The organism is Methylobacterium tarhaniae, from assembly GCF_001043955.1.
Classification (GTDB): Bacteria; Pseudomonadota; Alphaproteobacteria; order Rhizobiales; family Beijerinckiaceae; genus Methylobacterium; species Methylobacterium tarhaniae.
In genome coordinates this window covers 75,404-98,453 of the sequence record NZ_LABZ01000018.1, presented here as the reverse complement: position 1 = coordinate 98,453, position 23,050 = coordinate 75,404, and the positions used below count along the sequence as shown (strand labels likewise).

26 protein-coding genes, 1 tRNA gene and 1 riboswitch are annotated in these 23,050 nt (G+C 68.6%); of the genes, 9 read left to right on the top strand and 18 right to left on the bottom strand.

Features of this window, described 5'->3' with window-relative positions:
- Both VQ03_RS03125 and VQ03_RS03120 read right to left on the bottom strand, forming a co-directional pair.
- Positions 1–618 (bottom strand): CYTH domain-containing protein (locus tag VQ03_RS03125; protein ID WP_048449393.1); only part of this gene is annotated, 618 nt, incomplete at its 3' end.
- Positions 619–788: 170 nt separating this feature from the next.
- Entirely contained in the window at positions 789–1,376 is a 588-nt protein-coding gene (locus tag VQ03_RS03120) for a TetR/AcrR family transcriptional regulator (protein WP_048449392.1), read from the bottom strand.
- Positions 1,377–1,445: 69 nt separating this feature from the next.
- On the opposite strand from VQ03_RS03120, the gene VQ03_RS03115 reads away from it, so the two are divergent.
- The 4 genes from VQ03_RS03115 (at position 1,446) to VQ03_RS03100 (ending at position 4,923) form a co-directional block, all read left to right on the top strand.
- Complete coding sequence (locus tag VQ03_RS03115; protein ID WP_083467742.1) at positions 1,446–2,774, top strand: MFS transporter; 1,329 nt, start codon at positions 1,446–1,448, stop codon at positions 2,772–2,774.
- Positions 2,775–2,933: 159 nt separating this feature from the next.
- Entirely contained in the window at positions 2,934–3,857 is a 924-nt protein-coding gene (trxA, locus tag VQ03_RS03110) for a thioredoxin (RefSeq protein WP_048449391.1), read from the top strand.
- Positions 3,858–3,999: 142 nt separating this feature from the next.
- Positions 4,000–4,668: an LON peptidase substrate-binding domain-containing protein gene (locus VQ03_RS03105; RefSeq protein WP_048449390.1), complete on the top strand. Its 669-nt coding sequence runs from the start codon at positions 4,000–4,002 to the stop codon at positions 4,666–4,668.
- Positions 4,669–4,719: 51 nt separating this feature from the next.
- On the top strand, positions 4,720–4,923 hold the full coding sequence (locus VQ03_RS03100) for a Trm112 family protein (protein WP_048449389.1): 204 nt from the start codon (positions 4,720–4,722) through the stop codon (positions 4,921–4,923).
- A gap of 541 nt (positions 4,924–5,464) precedes the next feature.
- Here VQ03_RS03100 and VQ03_RS03095 read toward each other — a convergent pair.
- From VQ03_RS03095 to VQ03_RS03065, 7 genes are all read right to left on the bottom strand, one after another.
- On the bottom strand, positions 5,465–6,214 hold the full coding sequence (locus tag VQ03_RS03095; RefSeq protein ID WP_048449388.1) for a proteasome-type protease: 750 nt from the start codon (positions 6,212–6,214) through the stop codon (positions 5,465–5,467).
- A gap of 149 nt (positions 6,215–6,363) precedes the next feature.
- Positions 6,364–7,254, bottom strand: coding sequence for a transglutaminase family protein (locus tag VQ03_RS03090; protein ID WP_048449387.1), 891 nt, complete (start codon positions 7,252–7,254; stop codon positions 6,364–6,366).
- A 110-nt stretch (positions 7,255–7,364) separates the two neighbouring features.
- Positions 7,365–8,309, bottom strand: a complete 945-nt coding sequence (locus tag VQ03_RS03085) for an alpha-E domain-containing protein (RefSeq protein ID WP_048449386.1) — start codon at positions 8,307–8,309, stop codon at positions 7,365–7,367.
- A gap of 90 nt (positions 8,310–8,399) precedes the next feature.
- Positions 8,400–9,869 (bottom strand): circularly permuted type 2 ATP-grasp protein, encoded by a 1,470-nt coding sequence (locus tag VQ03_RS03080; protein ID WP_048449385.1) that lies wholly within the window; start codon positions 9,867–9,869, stop codon positions 8,400–8,402.
- A gap of 212 nt (positions 9,870–10,081) precedes the next feature.
- Positions 10,082–10,849 (bottom strand): RadC family protein, encoded by a 768-nt coding sequence (gene radC / locus VQ03_RS03075; RefSeq protein ID WP_083467741.1) that lies wholly within the window; start codon positions 10,847–10,849, stop codon positions 10,082–10,084.
- Between the two features lie 10 nt (positions 10,850–10,859).
- A complete protein-coding gene (gene map / locus VQ03_RS03070) occupies positions 10,860–11,687 on the bottom strand; it encodes a type I methionyl aminopeptidase (RefSeq protein WP_048449384.1) in 828 nt (275 codons plus the stop codon).
- Between the two features lie 98 nt (positions 11,688–11,785).
- Positions 11,786–12,121 (bottom strand): DUF456 family protein, encoded by a 336-nt coding sequence (locus VQ03_RS03065; protein ID WP_245291940.1) that lies wholly within the window; start codon positions 12,119–12,121, stop codon positions 11,786–11,788.
- Between the two features lie 175 nt (positions 12,122–12,296).
- Here VQ03_RS03065 and VQ03_RS03060 point away from each other — a divergent pair, with 175 nt between their 5' ends.
- The 3 genes from VQ03_RS03060 to VQ03_RS03050 all read left to right on the top strand — a co-directional run bounded on the left by VQ03_RS03060 (position 12,297) and on the right by VQ03_RS03050 (position 13,952).
- Positions 12,297–12,554 (top strand): zinc-finger domain-containing protein, encoded by a 258-nt coding sequence (locus tag VQ03_RS03060; protein ID WP_048449383.1) that lies wholly within the window; start codon positions 12,297–12,299, stop codon positions 12,552–12,554.
- 69 nt (positions 12,555–12,623) lie between these two features.
- Positions 12,624–13,805, top strand: coding sequence for an FAD-dependent oxidoreductase (locus VQ03_RS03055; RefSeq protein ID WP_083467744.1), 1,182 nt, complete (start codon positions 12,624–12,626; stop codon positions 13,803–13,805).
- Positions 13,806–13,866: 61 nt separating this feature from the next.
- Positions 13,867–13,952 (top strand) — tRNA-Leu (locus tag VQ03_RS03050).
- A 69-nt stretch (positions 13,953–14,021) separates the two neighbouring features.
- On the opposite strand, the gene VQ03_RS32635 is transcribed toward VQ03_RS03050, so the two are convergent.
- The 3 genes from VQ03_RS32635 to VQ03_RS31465 all read right to left on the bottom strand — a co-directional run bounded on the left by VQ03_RS32635 (position 14,022) and on the right by VQ03_RS31465 (position 15,497).
- Positions 14,022–14,393 (bottom strand): hypothetical protein, encoded by a 372-nt coding sequence (locus VQ03_RS32635; protein WP_157063929.1) that lies wholly within the window; start codon positions 14,391–14,393, stop codon positions 14,022–14,024.
- Positions 14,394–14,821: 428 nt separating this feature from the next.
- Positions 14,822–15,058: an SIR2 family protein gene (locus VQ03_RS35210; protein WP_425350024.1), complete on the bottom strand. Its 237-nt coding sequence runs from the start codon at positions 15,056–15,058 to the stop codon at positions 14,822–14,824.
- Positions 15,059–15,167: 109 nt separating this feature from the next.
- Positions 15,168–15,497: a helix-turn-helix domain-containing protein gene (locus tag VQ03_RS31465; protein WP_083467740.1), complete on the bottom strand. Its 330-nt coding sequence runs from the start codon at positions 15,495–15,497 to the stop codon at positions 15,168–15,170.
- Between the two features lie 125 nt (positions 15,498–15,622).
- On the opposite strand from VQ03_RS31465, the gene VQ03_RS03045 reads away from it, so the two are divergent.
- Positions 15,623–15,937, top strand: coding sequence for a hypothetical protein (locus VQ03_RS03045; RefSeq protein ID WP_157063928.1), 315 nt, complete (start codon positions 15,623–15,625; stop codon positions 15,935–15,937).
- A 188-nt stretch (positions 15,938–16,125) separates the two neighbouring features.
- On the opposite strand, the gene VQ03_RS03040 is transcribed toward VQ03_RS03045, so the two are convergent.
- From VQ03_RS03040 to VQ03_RS03020, 5 genes are all read right to left on the bottom strand, one after another.
- Positions 16,126–16,722 (bottom strand): thiamine phosphate synthase, encoded by a 597-nt coding sequence (locus VQ03_RS03040; RefSeq protein WP_048449380.1) that lies wholly within the window; start codon positions 16,720–16,722, stop codon positions 16,126–16,128.
- Positions 16,719–17,498 (bottom strand): thiazole synthase, encoded by a 780-nt coding sequence (thiG, locus tag VQ03_RS03035; RefSeq protein WP_048449379.1) that lies wholly within the window; start codon positions 17,496–17,498, stop codon positions 16,719–16,721. The genes VQ03_RS03040 and thiG overlap by 4 nt, the downstream gene beginning before the upstream one ends.
- 26 nt (positions 17,499–17,524) lie before the next feature.
- Positions 17,525–17,737 carry a sulfur carrier protein ThiS gene (gene thiS, locus VQ03_RS03030; protein WP_048449378.1) on the bottom strand — a complete coding sequence of 71 codons (213 nt, stop codon included), beginning with the start codon at positions 17,735–17,737 and terminating at the stop codon, positions 17,525–17,527.
- Entirely contained in the window at positions 17,734–18,933 is a 1,200-nt protein-coding gene (gene thiO, locus VQ03_RS03025) for a glycine oxidase ThiO (RefSeq protein WP_048449377.1), read from the bottom strand. The genes thiS and thiO overlap by 4 nt, the downstream gene beginning before the upstream one ends.
- A 65-nt stretch (positions 18,934–18,998) precedes the next feature.
- Positions 18,999–19,133, bottom strand: a riboswitch (TPP riboswitch).
- A 41-nt stretch (positions 19,134–19,174) separates the two neighbouring features.
- Positions 19,175–20,422 (bottom strand): adenylate/guanylate cyclase domain-containing protein, encoded by a 1,248-nt coding sequence (locus VQ03_RS03020; RefSeq protein WP_048449376.1) that lies wholly within the window; start codon positions 20,420–20,422, stop codon positions 19,175–19,177.
- 228 nt (positions 20,423–20,650) lie between these two features.
- Between VQ03_RS03020 and VQ03_RS03015 the strand changes: the two genes are divergently transcribed.
- Entirely contained in the window at positions 20,651–20,905 is a 255-nt protein-coding gene (locus tag VQ03_RS03015) for a DUF2798 domain-containing protein (RefSeq protein WP_048449375.1), read from the top strand.
- A gap of 59 nt (positions 20,906–20,964) precedes the next feature.
- Here VQ03_RS03015 and rpoD read toward each other — a convergent pair whose 3' ends face one another.
- Entirely contained in the window at positions 20,965–22,962 is a 1,998-nt protein-coding gene (rpoD, locus tag VQ03_RS03010) for an RNA polymerase sigma factor RpoD (RefSeq protein ID WP_048449374.1), read from the bottom strand.
- Between the last annotated feature and the right edge of the window lie 88 nt (positions 22,963–23,050).

Genomic DNA, 23,050 nt, shown 5'->3' with positions numbered 1-23,050 from the left:
CTCGGGGGCCGGGGCGGTGGTGAGGCGGCGCAGGGCGTTGACCACCCCGGCCTCCTCGCCGTTGCGGCTCGGCGCGGCGTAGCGGCCGAAGCCGTAGCGCGGCTCGATCAGGTCGAGCACGGCGTCGAGGGCGGCGTTGGACAGGCCGATCTCGCCGGGCTGCGGCACGCCCTGGAGGGCGATGCTGCGGCCTTCATAGGCCGGGTCGGTGCTGACCTCGGGGCCGAACCAGGGCGGGACGGGGAAACCGTTGGCCTCGTCGGGATTGTCGAACACCACCGAGACGACGTCGACGGCGCCGGGGGCGACGTAGCGGTCGATCAAGGCGTCGCGGCCGTTGCCGAGGGCGACCTGGGTCCGGTCGTAGGCGGCGCGGCCGGCACAGACGTCGAGGAGCGCGTCGCCGTGGGCGCGCGGCACCTCGGTGCGCTCCTCGCTCGACGAGCCGTTGTCGGAGGTGACGAGCACGAGGTGGCACTGGCCGCCATCGACGCGCACGAACGAGGTCCGGCCGGACTGGGGCGGAAAGTAACCTTCGGTGATGCGGGAGGAGCCGCGCTCCTTGCGGATCAGGCGGACCAGCGCCGGCGCAACCTGGAAACGTCGTACGAGGGTCATACGCTCAACTCCACGGGGGTCGCGGCCCAGAGGCTGCCTTAAGAGGCTTTGGACCGCGATCGGCGTCAACTCTCGCGTATCGACCGATCAAGGCGACAGAATCAAGGCCGTGCTCCCACCGCCCCCCGATTTATTGCCGGAATTCTATCGTGCGGCGCGGGATGCTGGCATCACGCCCGGCTCGCCGCGATCAGCGCCTCGGCCGCGGAGGCGAGGGAGCGGTTCGGCCCGTCGGCGCCGAAGATCTGCCCGCAGGCGAAGGCGCCTTCGACGAGGAGGAGCAGCGCGTCGGCGAGGTTTTCCGGTGCCCGGGCGCCGAGGGTGGCGGCCACCGCGGCGAGGCGGGCATGGAGCGCACGCTTGCCCTCGCACGCCGCCGCGCGCACCGGGTGATCCGCTTCAGGATACTCGACCACGGCGTTGGTGAGGCCGCAGCCGCGGAAGCCCGGCCGGGCGCTGCGCCGGGCGAACCCGTCGAGGAAGGCGACGAGGCCCGCCTGCGGGTCGTCCGGATGGGCCGCCAGCGCCTCGTCGAGGCGGGCGTGCAATCCTGCGTCGTAATCCTCCAGGCAGGCGATCACGAGGGCGTCCTTGGAGGCGAAGCCCCGGTAGAGGCTCGGCTTCGTCACCCCGGCCCGGGCCACGATCTCGTCGACGCCGACACCCCGGAAGCCGCGCAGGTAGAACAGCTCGCGGGCGGCCGCCCTGATCCGGTCGCCGGCCCGGACGGGTGCGCTCCCGTCATGCCCCTCCGCCATGTTTCACCCTTGACGATGTTACTGACCGGTACGTAACGTCCTAGCACGATTCGGGGAGGATGTCCCAGCATGAGTTCGACCGTGTCGCCGCGGGGCCTCGCCTCCCCGACCCCGATTGCACCCGATCCCGCCTCGCCGAGGCCCCGGCCCTTCGGCCAGAACTACGCCTTCGTGGTGGTGGGCGTGATCTTCCTGTGCCTGCTCGCGGCGGCGGGGCTGCGCGCCTCGCCCGGCGTGCTGATCCTGCCGCTGGAGCAGGCCTTCGGCTGGAGCCGCTCCACCACCTCCTTCGCGGCCGGGCTCGGCATCTTCCTCTACGGCCTCGTCGGCCCCTTCGCCGCGGCGCTGATGCAGAGCTTCGGCATCCGCCGCACGCTGCTCTGCGCGCTCGCCCTCATGGCGGGCTCGACCGCCTTGAGCGCCTTTATGAGCGAGCCCTGGCACCTCATCGCCACCTGGGGCGTGCTGTCGGGCCTCGGCAGCGGCTGCGTCGCCATCGTGCTCGGTGCCACCGTCGTCAACCGTTGGTTCGCGGTGCGCCGCGGCCTGTTCATGGGGCTGCTGACCGCCAGCACCGCCACCGGCACCCTGGTCTTCCTGCCGGGCCTCGCGGCGATCGCGCAAGCCGGAGGCTGGCAGCCGGTGGTGCTCACCGTCGCCTGCGCCATCGCGGCCTTGATCCCGCTCGTCGCCTGGCTGCTGCCGGAGCGCCCCTCCGACATCGGCCTCACCCCCTACGGTGCGGCCCCCGGCACCGCCTCCGAGCCGCCGCGGCGTGCCAACCCGTTCCGGGCCGCGATCGACGGGCTGGTGCGGGCGAGCCGCAAGGGCGATTTCTGGCTCCTGTTCGGCACCTTCTTCATCTGTGGGCTCACCACCAACGGGCTGGTCGGCACCCACCTGATCTCGTTCTGCGCCGACCAGGGCATCCCGGAGGTGCGGGCCGCGGGGCTGCTCGCGCTGATGGGCGTGTTCGACCTCATCGGCACCACCGGCTCGGGCTGGCTCACCGACCGCTACGACCCGCGCAAGCTGCTCTTCGTCTATTACGGGCTGCGCGGCCTCTCGCTGATGGCGCTGCCCTTCACCGACTTCTCGTTCTACAGCCTGTCGATCTTCGCGGTGTTCTACGGCCTCGACTGGATCGCCACGGTGCCGCCGACGGTGCGCCTCGCCAACGAGGCCTTCGGCGAGCGCGACGCGCCGATCGTGTTCGGCTGGATCGCCGCCGGCCACCAGCTCGGGGCCGCCACCGCCGCCTTCGGCGCCGGCCTGGTGCGGGCGTCGGAGGGCCGCTACCTCGAGGCCTTCCTCGTCGCCGGCCTCACCGCCGTGATGGCGGCGCTGATGTCGCTGATGATCGGCCGGATGCGCCAGGCATCGCCCGCGGTGGCGTGACGAAGCGCCGGGCGCGCCGCGCGGGCGCGCCCGGCCGCTGTTTTCCCGTGCGTTTTCGGGCTTCCCGCGCCTTGCCCTGGTCGGGGCGGCCGGTCTACCCCATCTGTTCGGCGGGCCCTCCGGGCTCGCGACGTGAAGGCCGTTCTCCCGAGGTCATCGATGCTCACCGACACTCCCGCGGCCGGCCAAGCCTCTGCCGGCAACGCCCCTGCGGGCGCCCTGATCAAGGACACCACCACCGCGACCTTCCGCCAGGACGTGATGCAGGAATCCCTGCAGCAGCCGGTGCTGGTCGACTTCTGGGCGCCGTGGTGCGGTCCGTGCAAGCAGCTCACCCCGATCATCGAGAAGGCCGTCAAGGATGCCGGCGGCAAGGTGAAGCTCGTCAAGATGAACATCGACGAGCATCCCCAGATCGCCGGCCAGCTCGGCATCCAGTCGATCCCGGCGGTGATCGCGTTCCAGCGCGGCCAGCCGGTCGACGGCTTCATGGGCGCCCTGCCCGAGGGCCAGGTGAAGGCCTTCATCGAGCGCCTGGTCGGCCCCCTCGGGCCGACCGCGGTCGAGGACCTGATGGCGGAGGCGCAAGGCGCCGCCGAGGCCGGCGACCCGGATGCCGCCGCCGAGATCTACGCCGCGGTCCTGGGCCAGGAGCCGGGCCATGCCGGCGCCATCGCGGCGCTCGCCCGCCTCCTTCTCGACCGCGACGACGTCGAGGGCGCCCGCCGCTTCCTCGAGGCGGCCCCGCCCGAGGCCGCCAAGGATCCGGCCATCGCCGCGGTGAAGGCGGCGATCGAGCTCGCCGAGCAGGCGGCGTCGCTCGGCGACCTCGCCGGCCTGCAGCGCCGGATCGAGGCCGATCCCGCCGATTACCAGGCCCGGTTCGACCTCGCGCTCGGCCTCAACGCCAAGGGCCAGCAGCAGGAGGCGGTCGACCAGCTGATCGAGATCGTGCGCCGCGACCGCTCCTGGAACGACGACGGCGCCCGCAAGCAGTTGCTCCAGCTGTTCGAGGCCTGGGGGCCGATGGACCCGATGACCATCCGCGGCCGGCGCAAGCTGTCGACCCTGATGTTCTCCTGAGGCGTGCGGAAGTGCATCACCGGCGCGGCAATCCACCGGGCAGGTATTCACGCCGGAGGGCCGCGCCCTAGAACGTCTGGTGCGAGCCCGGGCCGAGACGAACAGGCCCGGGCCCCCTTCGATCCGCGCGGGAGCGACGCTGATGAGCATGAACGTCGCCTATAAGGGCCCGGCCGATTGCCCGGCCGTGATCCCGGTCTTCCCGCTTCCCGGCGCGTTGCTGCTGCCGCGAGGCCAGATGCCGCTCAACATCTTCGAGCCGCGCTACCTCGCGATGGTGGACGACGCCCTGCGCACCGACCGGGTGATCGGCATGATCCAGCCGGACGTCGAATCCGCCGAGACCGCCTTGTCGCCCAAGCTGTTTCGTGTCGGCTGCGCCGGCCGGGTCACCCAGTTCGCCGAGACCGGGGACGGCCGCTACCTGATCTCGCTCACCGGCATCGCCCGGTTCCGGATCGAGGAGGAGATGTCCACGACCACGGGCTATCGCCGCTGCAAGGTCACCTTCGCGCCGTTCGAGAGCGACTTCCACGCCCGCGCCGGCGAGGAGGCGGTGGATCGCGCCGGGGTGCTGAAGGCCCTGCGCGACTTCGTCGACGCCAACGACCTCAAGGTCGACTGGGCCGGCATCGAGGAGGCGCCGAACGAGGCCCTGGTGAATGCCCTGTGCATGATGAGCCCGTTCGGCCCGCGCGAGAAGCAGGCGATGCTGGAGGCCTCGGACCTCAAGACCCGGGCCGAGGTGCTGATCGCCGTGACCGAGATGGAGCTGGTGCGGGGATCGGGCAGCGAGCCGACGCTGCAATAGCCCGCGCTTTGGGCTATTCCGTCGCGATCCGTCATACCGGAAGGACGACCCGTGACCGATTCCCCCCTCCCCGCCGAGGCCACCCGCATCGACCCGAAGCTGCTCGAGCTTCTGGTCTGCCCGCTGACCAAGGAGCGGCTGGACTACGATTCCGCGCGTCAGGAGCTGATCAGCCGCTCGGCCAAGCTCGCCTACCCGATCCGCGACGGCATCCCGATCATGCTGCCGGAGGAGGCGCGGCCGCTGGCGGAGTGAGATCGGGCGGATTCGGGCTTCTTGCTCGGCGGCAGGGATGCACCACCTGCCGTCCCACCTCGCAGGATCTTCCCGGGGCCGCGCAGCGGAGACCGGGTTCCAGAACCGCTGATGGCTCAGGACAGAGCGGACAGCCCGCCGCTATATTCTTTTGCACCTGAGTTTCAGGATTCCGGGCTCCGCTCCGTGGTCCCGGAATGACACGGGCGATGTGACTTATACCATCGGCCCAGGATGCTGACGCATCGATTCGATCTCGGGCAGGCCTGAGCATCAACTTCGATCTCGGGCAAGCCCGAGCATCAACTTCGATCTCGGGCAAGCCCGAGATCGACGGGGCCGATGACCGATCTCGAATTTTCGAAGCCGAGCCCAGAAGCCCGAGACCTTGGGCTTGACGAAAATTCGAGAACGGAACCAAAGGTCGTTTTCTTTCGACCGTTGATATTAGTACCGGGTTATCACCACTCGAAAGCTTCACTTTCCCACCCACGACCTCATCCTGAGGTCGCGGGTGGGAAAAGGTGAACCAGCCCCGCCTCTACTTCACCCCTGGCCCATAAGGAGGCCGCGGGATCGCCCGGTGGGCCGCCCGGAGGGCCGCCGACCAGCGCTCGCGCAGGTCGTGGAAATACGGTTCGCCGGCCTCGATCCGGTGCAGCACCTCGGTGTCGCAGGTGTTGCGGCGGATTACCGTGAGGTCGATCGGCAGGCCGACGCCGAGATTCGACCGCATGGTCGAGTCCATCGAGACGAGACCGACCTTCAGGGCGTCGTAGATGTCGGTCCGGTAGGTCACAGCCCGGTCGAGGATCGGCTTGCCGTATTTGTGCTCGCCGATCTGCAGGAACGGCGCGTCCTGGCTGCAGGCGATGAAGTTGCCGGCGGAGTAGATCATGTAGAGGCTCATCGGCCCGTCGCCGATCTGGCCCCCGAACAGGAACGACACCTCGAAGCGCAGCTGCGCCGCCTCGAAGCCGGCGCGCTCGATCGCCCGCACCTTGCGGATCGCCCGGCCGATGAGCTGCGCGGCGCGGAACATCGTCGGCGCGTCGTAGATCGTCTCGGGCTTGCCGGTATCGGGATCCTCGACGCCCTCGGTCAGGAGCGAGAGCACCGACTGGGTGACCGAGAGGTTGCCGGCCGAGGCGAGGGCCAGAACCCGCTCGCCGGGCTTGGTGAACATGTGGAGCTTGCGGTACGTCGAGATGTCGTCGAGTCCCGCATTCGTGCGGGTATCGGCGATCATGACGAGACCCTCTTCCACCAGGATCCCGACGCAATAGGTCATCGCTCACCGCCCCCCGGCGACCGTCAGGCGGGCGGTCCGATTACCGCGCGCGGCGACACCCTGGCGCAGCCCGTTTCCCGAATCCAGCCGAATCCGCTGCCCCGAGGTGAGGTGGTCCGCGCCTATCGCGGCGGGGCAACAGGGCCGCGCTACCCTTGAGCCTGCGCTAGACCCTGCGCTTGACCCTGCATTTGGGACTGTGCCGCGCCCTGGGCCTGCTGTGCTGGCGCCTGCGCCCGCGCGTCGTCGACACGGACCCGGACCGTCATGGTCTCGGTGCCGCCGCCGGTGCGGCTGCCGCGGACCGGCGCGGCGTCGAGGTAGTCGAGGCCGATCGCCACCCGCAGATGCGCCTCGGTCACCGCGATGCCGTGGGCGGGGTCGAACCCGACCCAGCCGAGATCCGGCACCCGGGCCTCGACCCAGGCATGGCCGGCCTCCTGCTCCGCCGTGTCGGGCCGCCAGTAATAGCCCGAGACGTAGCGGACCGGGACCTCCAGGTGGCGCGCCGCCGCGATGAAGACGTGGGCGAGGTCCTGTCCCACCCCCTTGCGCAAGGCGAAGGCCTCCGCCGCGGTGGTGGTGGCCCCGGTCGGGCCGGGCGCGTAGTCGACCGCTTGGTGGACGCCGGCGAGCAGGCGGTGCAGCCGGTCGAGCGGGTCGATGCTCGCGCCCACCGCCTCGTCGGCGAAGGCCCGGATCGCCTCGTCGGCGACGGCGAAGCGCGATTCGCGCAGGTAGAACGGATCGGGCAGCCACTCGGAGATGCCGCGCATCACCCCGTGGGTCTCGGCGGTCTCGACCTCGCCGGTGACCCGGATCGTCATCGCCTCCTCGGCGCCGTCGGCGCTGAAGACGTGGACGATGTTGCCGAAGCCGTCCTCGCGCCGGCTCAACCGGCCGTCGACGGTCGGCTCGATGCGCCAGGCGCGCACGTGCTGGCCGTCATGGTCCCGCGGCGTCAGCCGCAGCATCTGGATCAGGCCCCGGGCCGGGCTGTCGTATTGGTAAACCGTCTCGTGGACGACGCGGATGCGCATGATGTCGCGATGCTCGCTGTCACGCAAAAGCTGGGCCGTGCGGGGCGGTCATACACCGTCCCGCGGGAGGGCGAAACCTTGCGGGACGTGGCGGGCCCGCGCGCGGGCGCTCAGCCCAGATACTGCTCGACGATCGCCGCCCCGAGGCGGTTGTTCTCGGCGATGAACGCCTCGATGAACTCGTGCAGGCCGGAGGCGAAGATCTCGTCGACCGTGAGGTCGTCGAGCTTGGCCAGCATGCCGCGGGCGAGGCGCTGGCTCGGACCACGGCGGCCATAGGCATCGGCGATACGGTCGAGGTTGAGCACCAGCATCTCGTAGCAATTGGCGAGCGAGCGCGGCATCTCGCGGTTGAGGATCAGGAGGTCGGCCACCAGCCAGGGCTTGATGCTCTCGCGATAGACCCAGTGATAGGCGGTGAGCGCCGAGACCTCGCGCAGGATGGTGGTCCACTGGAAGTAGTCGAGGCTGCCGCCGACCCGCTCGGTCTCGGGCAGAAGCACGTGGTACTTCACGTCGAGGATGCGGGCGGTGTTGTCGGCACGCTCGATGGCGATGCCGAGCCGGGTGAACCAATAGGCGTCGTTGCGCAGCATCGTGCGGTAGGCCGAGCCGTCGAAGGCGAGCGACACGCCCTTCACCCAGTCGAGGAAGCGGGCGAATTCCTCCCGGGTCATGTCCCGGCCCTCGAAGCTGCGCAGGTGCAGGAACGCCTCGTTGATCGCCTCCCACATCTCGCTGGTGAGCGCCGTGCGCACGCTGCGGGCATTCTCCCGGGCGGTCTGCAGGCAGGAGCGGATCGAGGACGGGTTGTTGGGGCTGAAGGCCAGGAAGTCCCGGACGGTGTGCTCGTTGACGCTGTCGTAGAGCGGGCGGAACAGCTCGATGTTGCCGGCCGAGGCCAGAGCCGATTCCCACTCGTTCGCGTCGGTGCCGCCGTAATTGGCCGGAAGGGCGGAGAGGCGCAGGGCTGCGTCGAGGATGCGGGCGACGAAGTCGGCTCGCTCGGCATAGCGCGAGAGCCAGTACAGGTTGTCGGCGGTGCGGGAGAGCATGGCGGGGCTTTACGGCTCACGCGGTGGCAGTGCGGGCGGACCGGGCCGGGAGGCTCGGCCCCTGATCTCGGGCGAGGCGTCGCGGCGGCGTCAGCCGTCGAGCACCCAGGTGTCCTTGGTGCCGCCGCCCTGGCTCGAATTGACCACGAGCGAGCCCTCCTTGAGGGCCACCCGGGTCAGCCCGCCGGGCACGATCCGGATGTCGTCGGCGCCCGAGAGCACGAAGGGCCGCAGGTCGACGTGGCGGGGCGCGACGCCGGAGGCGACGAAGGTCGGGCAGGTCGAGAGGGCGAGCGTCGGCTGGGCGATGAAGCCGTCCGGCGCGTGGCGCAGCTTGCGGCCGAATTCCTCGATCTCGCGTTTCGTGGCATGGGGCCCCACCAGCATGCCGTATCCGCCCGAGCCGTTGACCTCCTTGACCACCAGGTCGCCGAGATTGGCGAGGACGTAGGACAGAGCGTCCTTCTCGCGGCAGCGCCAAGTCGGCACGTTGTGCAGGATCGGCTCCTCGCCGGTGAAGAAGCGCACGATCTCCGGCATGTAGCTGTAGACCGCCTTGTCGTCGGCGATGCCGGTGCCGACGGCGTTGGCGAGCGTCACGCTGCCGCTCTGGTAGGCGCTCATCAGCCCGGGCACGCCGAGGACGGAATCCGGCCGGAACACCAGCGGGTCGAGGAAGTCGTCGTCGATGCGCCGGTAGATCACGTCGACGCGCCGCGGCCCCTCCGTGGTCCGCATGTAGACCACGTCGTCCTTGGTGAAGAGGTCGGAGGCCTCGACGAGGTCGACGCCGAGCTTGTCGGCCAGGAACGAGTGCTCGTAGAAGGCCGAGTTGAAGCGGCCGGGGGTCAGCAGCACCACCGTCGGGTCGCGGGCGGCGCTCATCGGCGCGAGGCTGCGCAGGGTGGCGAGCAGCGCGTCCGGATAGGCTTCCACCGGCGAGACCCGGTGCTTGGAGAACAACTCGGGGAAGAGCCGCAGCATCACCTCGCGGTTCTCCAGCATGTAGGAGACCCCCGACGGCGTGCGGGCGTTGTCCTCCAGCACGAAGAACTGGTCCTCGCCGGTGCGCACGATGTCGATGCCGGCGATGTGGACGTACTTGCCGTGCGGCACCTCGAAGTCCCGCATCTCCAGCCGGTAATGCGGGTTGCGGTAGACGAGGTCGCCCGGGATGATCCCGGCCTTGATGCATTCCTGCGGGCCGTAGATGTCGGCCAGGAACATGTTGAGCGCGGTGACGCGCTGCTTGAGGCCGCGCTCGAGGAAGCCCCATTCGGGCTTGGTCAGCACCCGCGGGATGATGTCGAACGGAATCAGCCGCTCGGTTGATTCGTTGTCGCCGTAGACCGCGAAGGTGATCCCGATCCGCCGGAAGAACAATTCGGCCTGGCTGCGCCGCGTGTCGAAATGCTCCGGCGGGGTCGTGTCGAGCCAGGTCTTGAGCGCCGCGTACGCCTCGCGCACCTCGGCCGGGCTCGGTCCGCTTGGGGACGGTCCGCTTGGGGACGGTCCGCTCTCCTGCACTCCGGTCATCTCGTCGAACGCGCTGAGCGGCATGGGCGTCCCTCTGTTTGCGTCGAAGCTAGACGCAAGACAGGGGCCAAGGCAAAGGAAATGCGTCCTTTGCCCGAGCGCTGCCCACGACTTTGCGCAAGGTCAGGGAGCGCGGCAGCGAAGGCGCGTCGCGCAGGGTGAATCTGCTCAGATTTTAGGCGTCCGCTGGCCGGCGCGCATCGCCGGGATCGCTGGCCTGCGCCAGGGAGCCGCCCTCAGATCAGCTTCAGCCCGCGGAAGCTCGCATGCCCGTCGCGGCCGACGATGATGTGGTCGTGCACCACGATGCCGAGGGGGCCGGCCACTGCGATGATGTCGCGGGTCATCTTGATGTCGGCCTGGGACGGGGTGGGATCGCCGGACGGGTGGTTGTGGACCAGGATCAGGGCGGTGGCCGAGAGTTCGAGGGCCCGGCGCACGACCTCGCGGGGATAGACCGGGGTGTGGTCGACGGTGCCCCGCCCCTGCACCTCGTCGGCGATGAGCCGATTGCGCTTGTCGAGGAAGAGCAGCCGGAATTCCTCCCGCTGCGCGAAGGCCATGGCGGCCCGGCAGTAATCGATCACCGCGGCCCAGGAGGAGAGCAGCGTGCGCTCGGCGACCGCGCCGCGGGCGAGGCGGCGGCCCGCCGCCTCCATGATCTTGAGGTCGGTGACGACCGAGGGCCCGATGCCGTCGACCTCGAGCAGCCGCTCGGCCGGGGCGCTGATGACCTCGGCGAAGCTGCCGAACCGGGCGATCAGCGCCTTGGCGATCGGCTTGACGTCACGGCGCGGGATGGCGCGGAACAGCACCAGTTCGAGGAACTCGTAGTCCGGCAGCGTGTCGCCCTGCGCGAAGCGGGCGCGTAGCCGGTCGCGGTGCCCGTGGTAATGCGGTTCCTCCGCCCTGCTGTCCTGGATCTTGCTATCCTGGACCTTGATCCCGGGCGCGGCGCCGCCGGCCTCCGCGAAACCGGGGGTGTTGCGGGGCGGGCGGGCCATGGCGGGACCGTCAGGCGGCGGTGTCGCGCGGCTTGTCCAGCCCCTTGGGCGAGAGGGTGAAGATCTCGACGCCGGTCTCGGTCACCGCCACCGTGTGCTCGAACTGGGCCGAGAGCGAGCGGTCGCGGGTCACGGCGGTCCAGCCGTCGGCCAGGACCTTCACGGCCGGGCGGCCGAGATTGATCATCGGCTCGACGGTGAAGAACTGGCCGGGGCGCAAGGTCACGCTGTAGCTCGGCTCGACGTAGTGCAGGATGGTCGGCGCGTCGTGATAGGTGCGGCCGAGGCCGTGGCCGCAGAAGTCGCGCACCACCGAGCAGCGCTCACCTTCGGCGAAGGCCTGGATCGCCGCGCCGATATCGTTGGTGGTGCCGCCGGGCTTGATCGCCGCGATGCCGCGCATCATCGCCTCGTGGGTGATCTCGCACAGGCGCGCCGCCTTGCGGGACACTTCGCCGACATAGGCCATGCGGCTCGAATCGCCGTGCCATCCGTCGACGATCAGGCAGATGTCGAGGTTGACGATGTCGCCCTCGCGCAGGGGCTTGTCGTTCGGGATGCCGTGGCAGACGACGTGGTTGATCGAGGTGCAGATCGATTTCGGGTAGCCGCGGTAGTGCAGCGAGGCTGGGAACGCGCCGTGATCCATCGCGAAGGTGTAGGCGAGGCGATCCAGCGCTTCGGTGGTGACGCCGGGCGCCACCGCCTCCATCAGCAGGTCGAGGGCCTCGGCGGTCAGCCGCCCGGCCTTGCGCATCGCCTCGAAGGCCTCGGGGCCGTGGATCGGCGGCTCCTGCCGGCGGCTGTCCTTGACCGCACTCTGCTCGTCACGACTCATCGGGGGCCCGGGAAATGCTGCTGGCGGCGCTCTGGAAGCCTCCGATGTAGGCGCTTCCGGCCCCGAAGCCAAGGAGGAAGGGCAAGGACGGGGGCGCTTCAGCGTGGGTCGACCCAGGCCCGCGGCCGGGCCGGCGCGGCGGCGGGGGCACGCTGCGCCACCCGCGTCACCGGCCGCGGGGCCACGTGGCGCACCGCGTGGTGGCGCCGCGCCCGGCGGCCGGCCCGGCGCGGGCGCCGCCCCGATTCGCCCCAGGCGGCGCCGACGACCCCGCCCACCACCGCGCCGATCGGACCGGCCACCAGCGCTCCCGCCACCGCGCCTGCCCCGGCGCCGACCACGGTGCGGCTCTGGGCCTGGGCCGCCGGGGCACCGAGAATGGTCGCGCCACCGAGCGCGGCGAGGAGGGCGAGCCTCGGCAGGAAGCGGGTCACGGGCGATCCTCTCGTGGTCATGAAACCGTTGCGGCGCCCCGATGTCGCAAGACCGTGACGAAACGGCGGCGGATGCGCCGCCCTGGCCCGGCCCCCTAGGCGCGGCGGCCCCGAGGGTCTAGGAGAACCCGACGTTCGGGGGCATCAGGCCCCGCAAGCCAGGAACTCTGAGGCGATGGCAGACAAGGCGGTCCCGCACTTCCACAACCAGGACGGCGTTCCGGTCATCCAGGTCGGCTCCAAGGAGTTCATGTGCATCGGCGCCCTGCCGCCGTTCGACCACCCCCACGTCTTCCTCGACATGGGCGCCGACCACGAGATCATCTGCCAGTACTGCTCGACCCTGTACCGCTACAAGCCGTCCCTGAAGGCCGGCACGGCGGAGCCGGCTTCGAGCGTCTGGGACGACCGCGCCCGCCTCGCCGCCGAGTAACCCTTGCCGGGGAAAGACGTGGTCCAGGATCGGCTATCGGGGAGCCGTCCGGTCCCGGACCGGCCGGGCCTGCGCGTCGCGATCGTCGGGGCCGGCATCGGCGGGCTCACGGCCGCCTTGAGCTTGAGCGCCCGCGGGCACGACGTCACGCTGGTCGAGCGCCGCACCGCCTTCAGCGAGGTCGGGGCGGGCCTGCAGCTCTCGCCCAATGCCAGCCGGATCCTGACCGATCTCGGCCTCGGGCTCCCGTTGCGCCGCGTCGCCGGCGAGCCGGCGCGGGTGCGGATCCGCAGCCTCGTCACCGCCCGCGCGATCGGTGAGATCGCCCTCGGCGAGGCGATGCGCGAGCGCTTCGGCGCGCCCTACTGGGTGGTGCACCGGGCCGACCTCCAGACCATCCTGCTCGACGCCGCCCGCGGCCGGCCGGGCATCCGGCTCCTCGTCGGCCGCACCGTCACCGGGGTGCAGGAGGATGCCAAGGGCGCCGCCCTGGCGCTCGCCAGCGACGGTGGCCGCAGCGAGACCCTCGACGCCGACCTCGTGGTGGCGGCCGACGGGGTGCGCTCGTCGTTGAGGGCCCGGCTCGACCGGCGCCCCTTGCGCCCCCGCGGCGAGGCCGCCTGGCGCGCCACCCTGCCCCGCGAGGCGGTGCCGCCCGACTTCCTGGCCGACGAGACCGGATTGTGGCTCGGCCCCGGCCGGCACGTGGTGCATTACCCGATCAATGGCGGGCGCCGGCTCAACCTCGTGGCGGTGGTGCCGGACACGGGCGCCAGCGACGATTGGGGCGCCCGCGGCGAGCCCGCCCGCCTGCGCGCCGCCTTCGCCGACGCCGCCCCGCCGTTGGCCGGCCTGCTCGCCCGGCCCGAATCCTGGCTGGTCTGGTCCCTGGTCGACCGCCCGGCGGCCCGCCCGATGGCCCGCGGCCGGATCGCGCTCCTCGGCGACGCCGCCCATCCGGTGCTGCCGTTCCTGGCGCAGGGCGCGGCGCTCGCGATCGAGGACGCCGCGGTGCTCGCCGCCTGCCTCGTCCCCGGCCAGCCCGTGCCGGCGGCTTTGTCCCGCTACGCCAAGGCCCGGGCCGAGCGGGTGGCCACCATCCAGGCCCATGCCCGCCGCAACGGCCGGATCTACCACGCCGGCACCCTGGTCTCGGCCGCCCGCGACGCGGTGATGGGCCGCCTCGGCCCGGTGCAGATGACCGAGCGCTACGCCTGGCTCTACGGCTGGCGCCCCCTCGGCCTGACCTGAGAGGGGCCTTGATCTGCGCCCCTCCCCCGGCTAACCCGGAGCGGCAGGGCAACGCGCCCTCGCGGACGTGGCGGAATCGGTAGACGCACGAGACTTAAAATCTTGCGACCTCTGGTCGTGCGGGTTCGAGTCCCGCCGTCCGCACCAAGAATACAAGCCTTCTATTCAAAAATACTAATCAACACAATAATCGTAATGGTTGCATTATATCGTTTATTATAATATCGCATATACACGAGTATTATTATGTAGCGATGTTTGATATCGAATGTCGACATTATAATCTCTCCCATCAATAACTTTCTTTAAAAGATCTATTGCTGCAACAGACCATTTTCCTGTTTTACTGCTATCTTTTTTGCCAGTTTTTATTTTACAATGGTATTTATTATCGGTGGCTCGCAAATCCACTCCTGTTTCATTATTTATCTTCTCAAGATATTTATTCAATTTCTGCCAAGATGTGTATCCGAGCTTTTCTGCGACCTGACTTAGCACAAAAGGATGAGTCAAATTAGGATTATCTGCCTGTGTTATACCTAGCAACTGAGGTAATTCATCTGAATTGCCCGAAATACGCTCGAGCATCTCATAATTAATTTCGACAGTCCCCCGCGGAATATCAATTCTAATCAGCTTAAAAGCCCTTGCAGCGAGAGCTCTTGCCAGATTGGTATTTATTGAGGTCAGCCCCTATTATGGGATAAGACATCGTAGATCTACTTAAAATCTTTTGTGACGATGGCTTTCACACGGTATTGTGCTGATGACGTATGAATGACATACTCTTCTGGCAGGCTGCTTTTTGTGTCAGCGTTCTCATCCCACTTTACGTAGTGAATATTGGGTATAACGCCGCCAGAATTCATTATTATTTCCCCAATATCGTCCATTATCGCTTGAACATTAGGACCGGAAAAACAATATCCAAATATGAATACAGGGCGCTCTGTCAGATATGTTTTTAATTTAGCAGAAATACATTTTTTCTGCTTACGAAACTCGCCATAATCGTTTTATCTCAGTACAATTGAGGCTAAGTCCTCATTACTACCATGTATTTTATAAATATTAACAAAGCTATTCATATTGTATACAATTACGCTCTGTCCAACTATTGGTTCATAGTCATCGAATATGCCCTTGAGAAAACCATCGAAATTTGTAGTGATGATGGCATGCGGGCGAATCGAGCGCAGCGATGCAATTTCGTCAGCAAAATGAATTATAATTAAATCTGATTTGCTTGTCATGTGCATCAGCTCAGGACGGTATACTCCTGCAAGGGAAATAAATCTACAAAAATAAGAAGGAGTATGGCTTATTTAGTGGCTTAGAATTGCGTAGGGAATTTTATATACGTTAGTCGACGACAGCTTTTATCATTTTATCAATCCGAACAAGCTGCTCTTCGCTTAAGCGCGACATTCGAGTATTTATTTTAGAAATAATGCGCGATCTATCGCCATCAGCCGCAATAACCAACCCGATGCCAAAAAAATAAACTTCCGGAACATCTAATATTTCAGATATTTTTTCGATAGTGGAAAAAGATGGCGCCGCAACTCCACGTTCGATCTTACTGATCATCTCTGTGGAAAGCGATACCTGTTCCGCGAGCTCTGCCTGCGTCAAGCTTCTGGCTTTCCGAAAATTGCGCAAATTTGTTCCAAACACGACTGCGAGCGACACGCTTTACCTCCGCTCGCCGAGCTTCGGCGGGGAAGGGCAACGGCTGAAGGGAATGATGGTGCGATGAGGCCGCCAATCGTAATATAATTGCGAATATCTTGATGGGCGCAAAAGGGTTACGGGTCTTGGCCGATCAGGTCTGGAGCAGCCTCCGATGGGCGCTGGTCGCCATAGCTCTCTCCCCCGTCGCGCTCGGCATCGGCTCGTCGCTCGTCGAAGGGCTCATCCTCCCCCGGCTGATCCCGCGCGCGGCCATCGACGCGCTCGCCGACGCAGTGATGCGGGAACATCCCGAGGATCCGGAGAGATGGGCGTTCGGGGAGGAGCATGCCGCCTGGGTCCGCAGCCAAGCGGTCGAGCAGGGCCGGTGGCGGCGGGTGCGGCGGCGGATCAGGGCGAGGCTGCGGGAGTGTGAAGCGCGGGGTCGCCACTCGCTCTGAGAGATCCCGGTCTTCCTCGAGAGACAAATACTCCGCCCTGCACAGGTCGCGCGCCTCCCCTCCCCACAAGGGGGAGGGGAAAGCGCAAGATTTGACAAAGGGTTGGCTCTCGCAGGTGGATGAAGCCCCGCGTCTCTTCCTTGTTGGGGCGAAAAACGGGAAATGTGAACAGGGAGGGCGTCGGCGCGTCAGGCGAGGGCCGGGACCAAAGCACCGACCTCCGGCGCCCGCATCACCGCCCCCATCACCGCCACGGACGCGGCGCCCGCCTCGCGGCAGGACTGGGCCGTGCCGGGATCGATGCCGCCGAGGGCCACGACCGGCATCACGGCTGCCGCCTCGCGCACCACGCCCAACCCGAGCGCCGGCCCGTAGCCCGGCTTGCTGGTGGTCAAAAAAACCGGGCTCAAGGTGACGTAATCCGCCCCCGCCTCCCGGGCGGCCCGCACCTCGCCCAGGGAATGCGCCGAGACGCCGAGCAGGGCGCCGCGCCCGAGGCGCGCCCGGGCCGGGGCCACGACGGATGCCTCGCCGAGCTGGACGCCGGCCGCCCCCACCTGCGCCGCCAGCTCCACGTCGCGCCCGATGGTGAGCGCCCCGCCCATCCGCGCCACCGAGCCGGCCAGGGTCTCGGCGAGGGCGGCACGCTCCGGAGCGGGCAGGTCGCGGTCGCGCAGCCAGATCCAGCGCGCGCCGGCGGCAAGGCAGGCGGCGACGCGGTCGGCCAGAGGCTCCGGGCAGCCGTGCCGATCGGTGACGATCAGCAGTCGGGCGGGCAGGCTCACGAGCCGACGAGGCCGAGCTGCGGGCTCGACGGCTCGGCCCGGGCGCGGCGGGGAATCCGGCCGGCCCGATACGCGAGGCGGCCGGCCTCGACGGCGTGGCGCATGGCGAGGGCCATCCGCACCGGATCGTCGGCCTTGGCGACCGCGGTGTTGAGGAGCACCGCGCCAGCCCCCAGCTCCAGGGCGATCACCGCGTCGGAGGCGGTGCCGATGCCGGCATCGACGATCACCGGCACGGGCGAGCGCCGGCAGATCAGCTCCAGGTTGGCCGGGTTGGCCACCCCCATGCCGGAGCCGATCAGCGAGCCCATCGGCATCACGGCGGCGGCGCCGAGATCGGCGAGCCGGCTGCACACGACCGGGTCGTCGTTACAATAGGGCAGCACCACGAAGCCGGAATCGACCAGCTGGCGGGTGGCCTCGATCGTCTCGGCGACGTCGGGGTAGAGCGTCTCGCGGTCGCCGATCACCTCGACCTTGATCCAGTTGGTGCCGAGCGCCTCGCGGGCCAGCTCCGCCGTCATCACGGCGTCGCGGGCGGTCTCGCAGCCGGCGGTGTTGGGCAGGAAGCGCGCGCCTTTGAGCCGCGCCACGGTGTCCGAGCCGTGGCCGTGGAGCGAGATGCGGCGGATCGAGACCGTCACCACCTCGGCGCCACTCGCCCGCACCGCCTCGCTCATGATCGCCTGCGTCGGGTAGCCGGCGGTGCCGATGAGGAGGCGCGAGGACAGGGTCGTGCCGGCGATGACGAACGGGTCGTCGTGGGTCTCGGTCATGGGGATTCCTCCGGTTTCTCTTGCCTCTAGCCGCCCTGCATGGCGCGCACGATCTCGACGCGGTCGCCCTCGCTGAGCGCCGTGCCGGCCCAATCGCGCTGGCGTACCACCGCACCGTTGAGGGCGATGGCGAAGCCCTGCGGGCCGGGCAGGTCGAGCTCGGCGGTTTCCTGGCGCCACAGGGCGTCGAGGGTGGCGGCCTCGCTGTCGCGGGGCTCGCCGTTGACGAGGAGCTTCATGCGGATTCTCCGGGGTTCCGCGCCGCGAACCGGGCGAGGCCGAAGGGGGCGGCCACCGGCAGCGTCTCGCCGCGCAGGATCAGGGTGGACACGGCCTCGGCGGTGACCGGGGCGAGGAGGTAGCCGTTGCGGTGGTGGCCGGCGGCGAGGACGAGGCCGGGCAAAGCCTCGCCGAGGATCGGGGCGTCGTCGTCGGAGGTCGGGCGGAAGCCGCTCCAGACGCCCGCGACCTGCATCTCCTCCACCCCCGGCAGCGCCCGGCGGGCGCCCTCCAGCAGGGCGAAGAGGCCGCCGGCGGTGAGGTGCGGGTCGAAGCCGGTCTCCTCCACGGTGGCGCCGACGATGAGCGAGCCGTCGCCCTTCGGCGCCATGTGGACCTGCTCGGTCCAGACCACGTGGGAGAGGGAGCCGCTGCGCGGCGTCATCTGGAGCGCCATCGACTGGCCCTTGAGCGGACGCACCGGCAAGGCGAGGTCCGGCACCAGGCTCCCCTCCCCGGCCCAGGCGCCGGAGGCGAGCACCACCGTGCCGGCGCGCAACGCGCCCGCGACGGTCTCGACGCCGGTGACCCGGCCGCCCTCGCGGATGAGGGCGGTGACGGCGGTCTCCTCGATCAGGCGTCCGCCGGCGGCGCGGAAGGCCTGGCGCAGGGCGACCATCACCCGAGCGGGGTCGACCTGATGGTCGTCGGGGCAGAACAGGCCGGCGGTGACGGTGGGGCGCAGGCCCGGCTCGCGGGCCCGGATGGCGGGGCCGGACAGCCACTCGACGGCAAGGTGGTCGCGACGTTGCAGGTCGTAGCGGAAGCGCAGGCGCTCGACCTCGTCGCGGCCGAGGGCGATGACGAGGGTGCCCTCGCGGCGATAATCGATGGTGAGACCCGACTCGGCCTCCAGCTCGTCACGAAACGGGTGCCAGAGGCGCTGGCTCTCGAGGCAGAGCGGCGACAGGGCCTCGCCCCCGGGCTCGTGCTCGGCCGCCGCCGCCAGCATGCCGGTCGCGGCGAGGCTCGCGCCGTCGCCGGCCTTGGCCCGCTCGATCACCGCGACGGCGAGACCCGCCTTGGCCAGGCGCCACGCGATCGACAGGCCGATCAGCCCGGCGCCGATCACCGCCACGTCGGCGCGCTCCGGCAGCCGGTCGCTCCCGGGGCCCGGGCCCGGTCCGCCTCGCCGTCCGATCGTCTGCGCGTGCACCCTCGTCTCCACGGTGGCCCGAAGAGAGTGGACTGCGCCCGATTGCCGGATGATGCGCGCTCGGTCCTGACGGACCTGTCCAATCCCTACGCCGGTATGAGCCGGATCAGGTTCGAAGGATTTCCGCGCCGACCGGAGCCAGGGGGGCTCACGATCCAGCGGTGTCTCAGCCCCTTGCCGGGGATCTCCCTGGAACGGCCGGAATGTGGCGAGCCGGCTCGTTTTCGTCAACCACCCGGAATCACCCGCCCTTGCCGGGCCGATAGATCGCCATCTCCTCGGCGATGCCGTCGAGGGGATGGGTGCCGAGCAGCTCGGGGTCGCCCCACAGGAAGTCGACGAAGGGCTTCGACATCAGCAGCGGCTCGGACAGGACCTTGTTGAGCTTGGCGAGCCGGCTCGCCAGGTTCACGTCGCGGCCGATCACCGTGAAGTCGAGCCGCGCCCCGGAGCCGACATTGCCGTAGGCCGCCTCGCCGTGGTGAAGCGCGATGCCGATCTCGATGCGGGTGGGGAAACGCCCGGCGCGGTTGGCCTCCTCCACCCGGCGGAGCGCGGCCTGCGCGGCCGAGAGCGCGCCCTGCGCCGCGCCGCCGAGATCGTCGCCGCTCTCGCGGAAGATCGCGAGCAGGCCGTCGCCCATGTATTTCAGCACCTCGCCGCCCTCGCTCTCGATCGGCGGCACCAGGCAGTCGAAATAGGTGTTGAGGAGTTCGACCGAGGCCTCGGGGGTGAGCGCATCGGTGAGGTGGGTGTAGCCGCGCATGTCGGCGAAGAGGATCGCCGAGCGGATCCGCTCGACCTGGCCGCGGCGGATGAAGCCGGCCAGGATCGCCTGGTGCGGGCCGTCGCCGACATAGACCCGCAGCACGTGGTCGAGCCGGGCGTTGAGGCCGCGCATCTCCATCACCGCCGACAGGGTCGGGATGATGAAGCGCATGATGGCGAGATCGTCGTCGGCGAAGCCGCGCGGATCCCGGGTGGCGAAGGTGACGCCGTTCTTGGTGCCGTTGGTGAAGAACAAAGGCACGGTGATGTAGTGGGTGTAGCCCGCCGCCTTCAGCTCCGGGACGATGCTGTAGCGATCGTCCGGCGTCTCGCGCAGGTCGAGGATCAACCATTCGCCGGTGGCGTAGACATGCGCGAAGGGGCTGCGGGCGAGCGCCTGCTCGGTCACCTCGCCATGCGGGAAGAGGCGGAAGCTGACCCCGTCCTCCCGGGTCCAGAACCGGCCGACGCCGGAATAGTCGGAATGCAGCGCGTCGATGGCGGTGGTGGCCCGGTCGACCGGCACGCCGAGCGCGTTCAGCCGCTCGGCCATGCCGGCGAGGAGATCGCCGGATTCCGGCAGCCGCGCCCCCTCGCTGAGCAGCCAGTCGCGCAGGGCCACGCAGTCGCGAAACAGGCCGATCGGGATGTCGCTCGCCTCCGATCCGTCCGCCGCGGCCGTGGGCATCGGAGCGGGGGCGGGGCGAGGCTGGTCGGACATGGCTGGTGACATGGGCTTTGTGCCCGGCCAGGGCAAGGCTTGGCGGCGGGCAACGGGTGAGCCGGCTTGGCACTTGACCTCGTGCCTGCTACGTTTGATCCCTTCGCCGGGTCACGTCCCGGCAGGCCGTAAGCGTCTCACGTCAGGCAACGCACTCCCCGGGTGGTTTTCGCCGGGCGGGTGCGCCATGCCTCGTCCGGGCCGATCGCCCGTTCCGAAAGACGTGCCATGCTGTCCTTCCCCACTCCGCGACGCCTGCCGGCCTCCTCGGCGCCGCTCGTCACTGCCTTCCTGCTGTCGGTGATGATGACCTGCATCGTCTCCGCCATCGCGACCCTGCTCAGCCTCGGGCCTACCCCCGATGCGCTGTGGCACTGGCCGCGGGCCTGGGGCGTCTCCTGGCTCGTCGCCTTCCCGACCCTGCTGCTCGTCCTGCCGCTGGTGCGCCGCGCCGTGGCGCGGATTGTGGCGCCGATGCCGTAACGAAGAAGGCCCGGGGGCGGTCGCCTCCCGGGCCTTCTCATCCGATCGAGTCTCGAAACTCAGTTGTCGAGGAAGCTCCGCAGCTTCCGCGACCGGCTCGGATGCTTGAGCTTGCGCAGGGCCTTGGCCTCGATCTGGCGGATGCGCTCGCGGGTCACCGAGAATTGTTGCCCGACCTCCTCGAGGGTGTGGTCGGTGTTCATGCCGATGCCGAAGCGCATGCGCAGCACGCGCTCCTCGCGGGGGGTGAGCGAGGCGAGCACCCGGGTGGTGGTCTCGCGCAGGTTCGACTGGATCGCCGCGTCGATCGGCAGGACGACGTTCTTGTCCTCGATGAAGTCGCCGAGGTGGGAATCCTCCTCGTCGCCGATCGGGGTCTCGAGGGAGATCGGCTCCTTGGCGATCTTGAGGACCTTGCGCACCTTCTCGAGCGGCATCGCCAGCTTCTCGGCCAGCTCCTCCGGGGTCGGCTCGCGGCCGATCTCGTGCAGCATCTGGCGCGAGGTGCGGACGATCTTGTTGATCGTCTCGATCATGTGCACCGGGATGCGGATCGTGCGGGCCTGGTCGGCGATCGAGCGGGTGATCGCCTGCCGGATCCACCAGGTCGCGTAGGTCGAGAACTTGTAGCCGCGGCGGTACTCGAATTTGTCGACGGCCTTCATCAGGCCGATATTGCCCTCCTGGATCAGGTCCAGGAATTGCAGGCCGCGGTTGGTGTATTTCTTGGCGATCGAGATCACCAGCCGCAGGTTCGCCTCGATCATCTCCTTCTTGGCCTGGCGGGCTTCGCGCTCGCCCTTCTGGACCATGTGGACGATCTTCCGGTATTCCTGGATCTCCAGGCCGGTCTCGGAGGCGAGCGAGATGATCTGCTCGCGCAGCGTCAGGATGTTGACCGCGCCGCGCTCGGTGAAGTTCTTCCAGCCCTTGCCGCCGAGCTTGGCCACCCGCTCGACCCAGTGCGGATCGAGCTCGTAGCCCTGGTAGTGGCGCAGGAACTCGTCGCGGGCGACGCCGTGGTTCTCGGCCAGCCGCATCAGGCGGCCCTCGTGCGAGATCAGCCGCTTGTTGATGTCGTAGAGCTGCTCGACCAGCGCCTCGATGCGGTTGGCATTCAGCGACAGCGACTTCACGTCGGCGACGACGGTGTTCTTCAGCTCGGAATAGCGCTGGCCTTGCGACTCGGAGGCCGCCGCGCCCTTCAGCCGGGTCTCGGCCTGCTCGGCCTGGACCTTGCGCAGCTTGCGGTAGTTCTCGGCGATCGCATCGAAGGTCTCGAGCACGCGCGGCTTCAGCTCGGCTTCCATTGCCGAGAGGGACACGTTGTTCTCGAGGTCGTCCTCGTCACCCTCGCCTTCCGGCGGAGTCTCGCCCTCGGCCTCCTCGTCGCCTTCGCCCTCGACCTCGCCCTCGGCGGGCCCGGCGCGGCCGTCGGGGCCGGCATAGGTCGCCTCGAGGTCGATGATGTCGCGCAGGAGCACCCGGCCGTCGACGAGCTCGTCGCGCCAGATGATGATGGCCTGGAAGGTCAGCGGGCTCTCGCACAGGCCGGCGATCATCGCCTCGCGCCCGGCCTCGATCCGCTTGGCGATCGCGATCTCGCCCTCGCGGGAGAGGAGCTCGACCGAGCCCATCTCGCGCAGGTACATCCGGACGGGATCGTCGGTGCGGTCGGTCGGCTCCTTGGCGGTCTCGGCCCGGAGCGCCACCGGGCGGGCGGCGGCCACCTCGGCCACCTCGCCGCCTTCGCTGGCCTCCTCCTCCTCGGCGCCTTCCTGCGGGGCGGCCTCGCCCTGCTGGTCGTCGGCCTCCTCGGCCTCGACCACGTTGACGCCGAGCTCGGACAGCTGGCCGAGCACGTCCTCGATCTGCTCGGAGGTGAACTCCTCCTGAGGCAGCACCTCGTTCAGCTCGTCATAGGTGACGTAGCCGCGCTTCTTGGCGAGCTTGATCATCCGCTTGACGGAGGCATCCGTCAGGTCGAGGAGCGGGCCGTCGGTCTGCTGCTCGGGGGCCGCCTCGGTCTCGTCTCGTTCCGTTGCCTTCGTCGCCATGCTCAGCCTATGCTTCCCGGTGTCGGCAGTGCCCGGGCGGGGGAGGCTCCCGCCGTGCCGGCACCGTGACGTCTCGTCGGACGGCCGC

Coding starts and splice junctions, on each gene's coding strand:
- VQ03_RS03095 (WP_048449388.1), bottom strand. CDS start 6,214: ATGACCTATTGCGTCGGGATCCTGGTGGAAGAGGGTCTCGTCATGATC.
- VQ03_RS03080 (WP_048449385.1), bottom strand. CDS start 9,869: ATGCCGCTCAGCGCGTTCGACGAGATGACCGGAGTGCAGGAGAGCGGA.
- thiG (WP_048449379.1), bottom strand. CDS start 17,498: ATGACCGAGACCCACGACGACCCGTTCGTCATCGCCGGCACGACCCTG.
- radC (WP_083467741.1), bottom strand. CDS start 10,849: ATGGCCCGCCCGCCCCGCAACACCCCCGGTTTCGCGGAGGCCGGCGGC.
- VQ03_RS03115 (WP_083467742.1), top strand. CDS start 1,446: ATGAGTTCGACCGTGTCGCCGCGGGGCCTCGCCTCCCCGACCCCGATT.
- VQ03_RS03020 (WP_048449376.1), bottom strand. CDS start 20,422: ATGTCCGACCAGCCTCGCCCCGCCCCCGCTCCGATGCCCACGGCCGCG.
- trxA (WP_048449391.1), top strand. CDS start 2,934: ATGCTCACCGACACTCCCGCGGCCGGCCAAGCCTCTGCCGGCAACGCC.
- VQ03_RS03015 (WP_048449375.1), top strand. CDS start 20,651: ATGCTGTCCTTCCCCACTCCGCGACGCCTGCCGGCCTCCTCGGCGCCG.
- VQ03_RS03105 (WP_048449390.1), top strand. CDS start 4,000: ATGAGCATGAACGTCGCCTATAAGGGCCCGGCCGATTGCCCGGCCGTG.
- VQ03_RS03060 (WP_048449383.1), top strand. CDS start 12,297: ATGGCAGACAAGGCGGTCCCGCACTTCCACAACCAGGACGGCGTTCCG.
- VQ03_RS03120 (WP_048449392.1), bottom strand. CDS start 1,376: ATGGCGGAGGGGCATGACGGGAGCGCACCCGTCCGGGCCGGCGACCGG.
- rpoD (WP_048449374.1), bottom strand. CDS start 22,962: ATGGCGACGAAGGCAACGGAACGAGACGAGACCGAGGCGGCCCCCGAG.
- thiS (WP_048449378.1), bottom strand. CDS start 17,737: ATGAAGCTCCTCGTCAACGGCGAGCCCCGCGACAGCGAGGCCGCCACC.
- map (WP_048449384.1), bottom strand. CDS start 11,687: ATGAGTCGTGACGAGCAGAGTGCGGTCAAGGACAGCCGCCGGCAGGAG.
- VQ03_RS03085 (WP_048449386.1), bottom strand. CDS start 8,309: ATGCTCTCCCGCACCGCCGACAACCTGTACTGGCTCTCGCGCTATGCC.
- VQ03_RS03090 (WP_048449387.1), bottom strand. CDS start 7,254: ATGCGCATCCGCGTCGTCCACGAGACGGTTTACCAATACGACAGCCCG.
- VQ03_RS32635 (WP_157063929.1), bottom strand. CDS start 14,393: ATGCTCGAGCGTATTTCGGGCAATTCAGATGAATTACCTCAGTTGCTA.
- VQ03_RS35210 (WP_425350024.1), bottom strand. CDS start 15,058: ATGACAAGCAAATCAGATTTAATTATAATTCATTTTGCTGACGAAATT.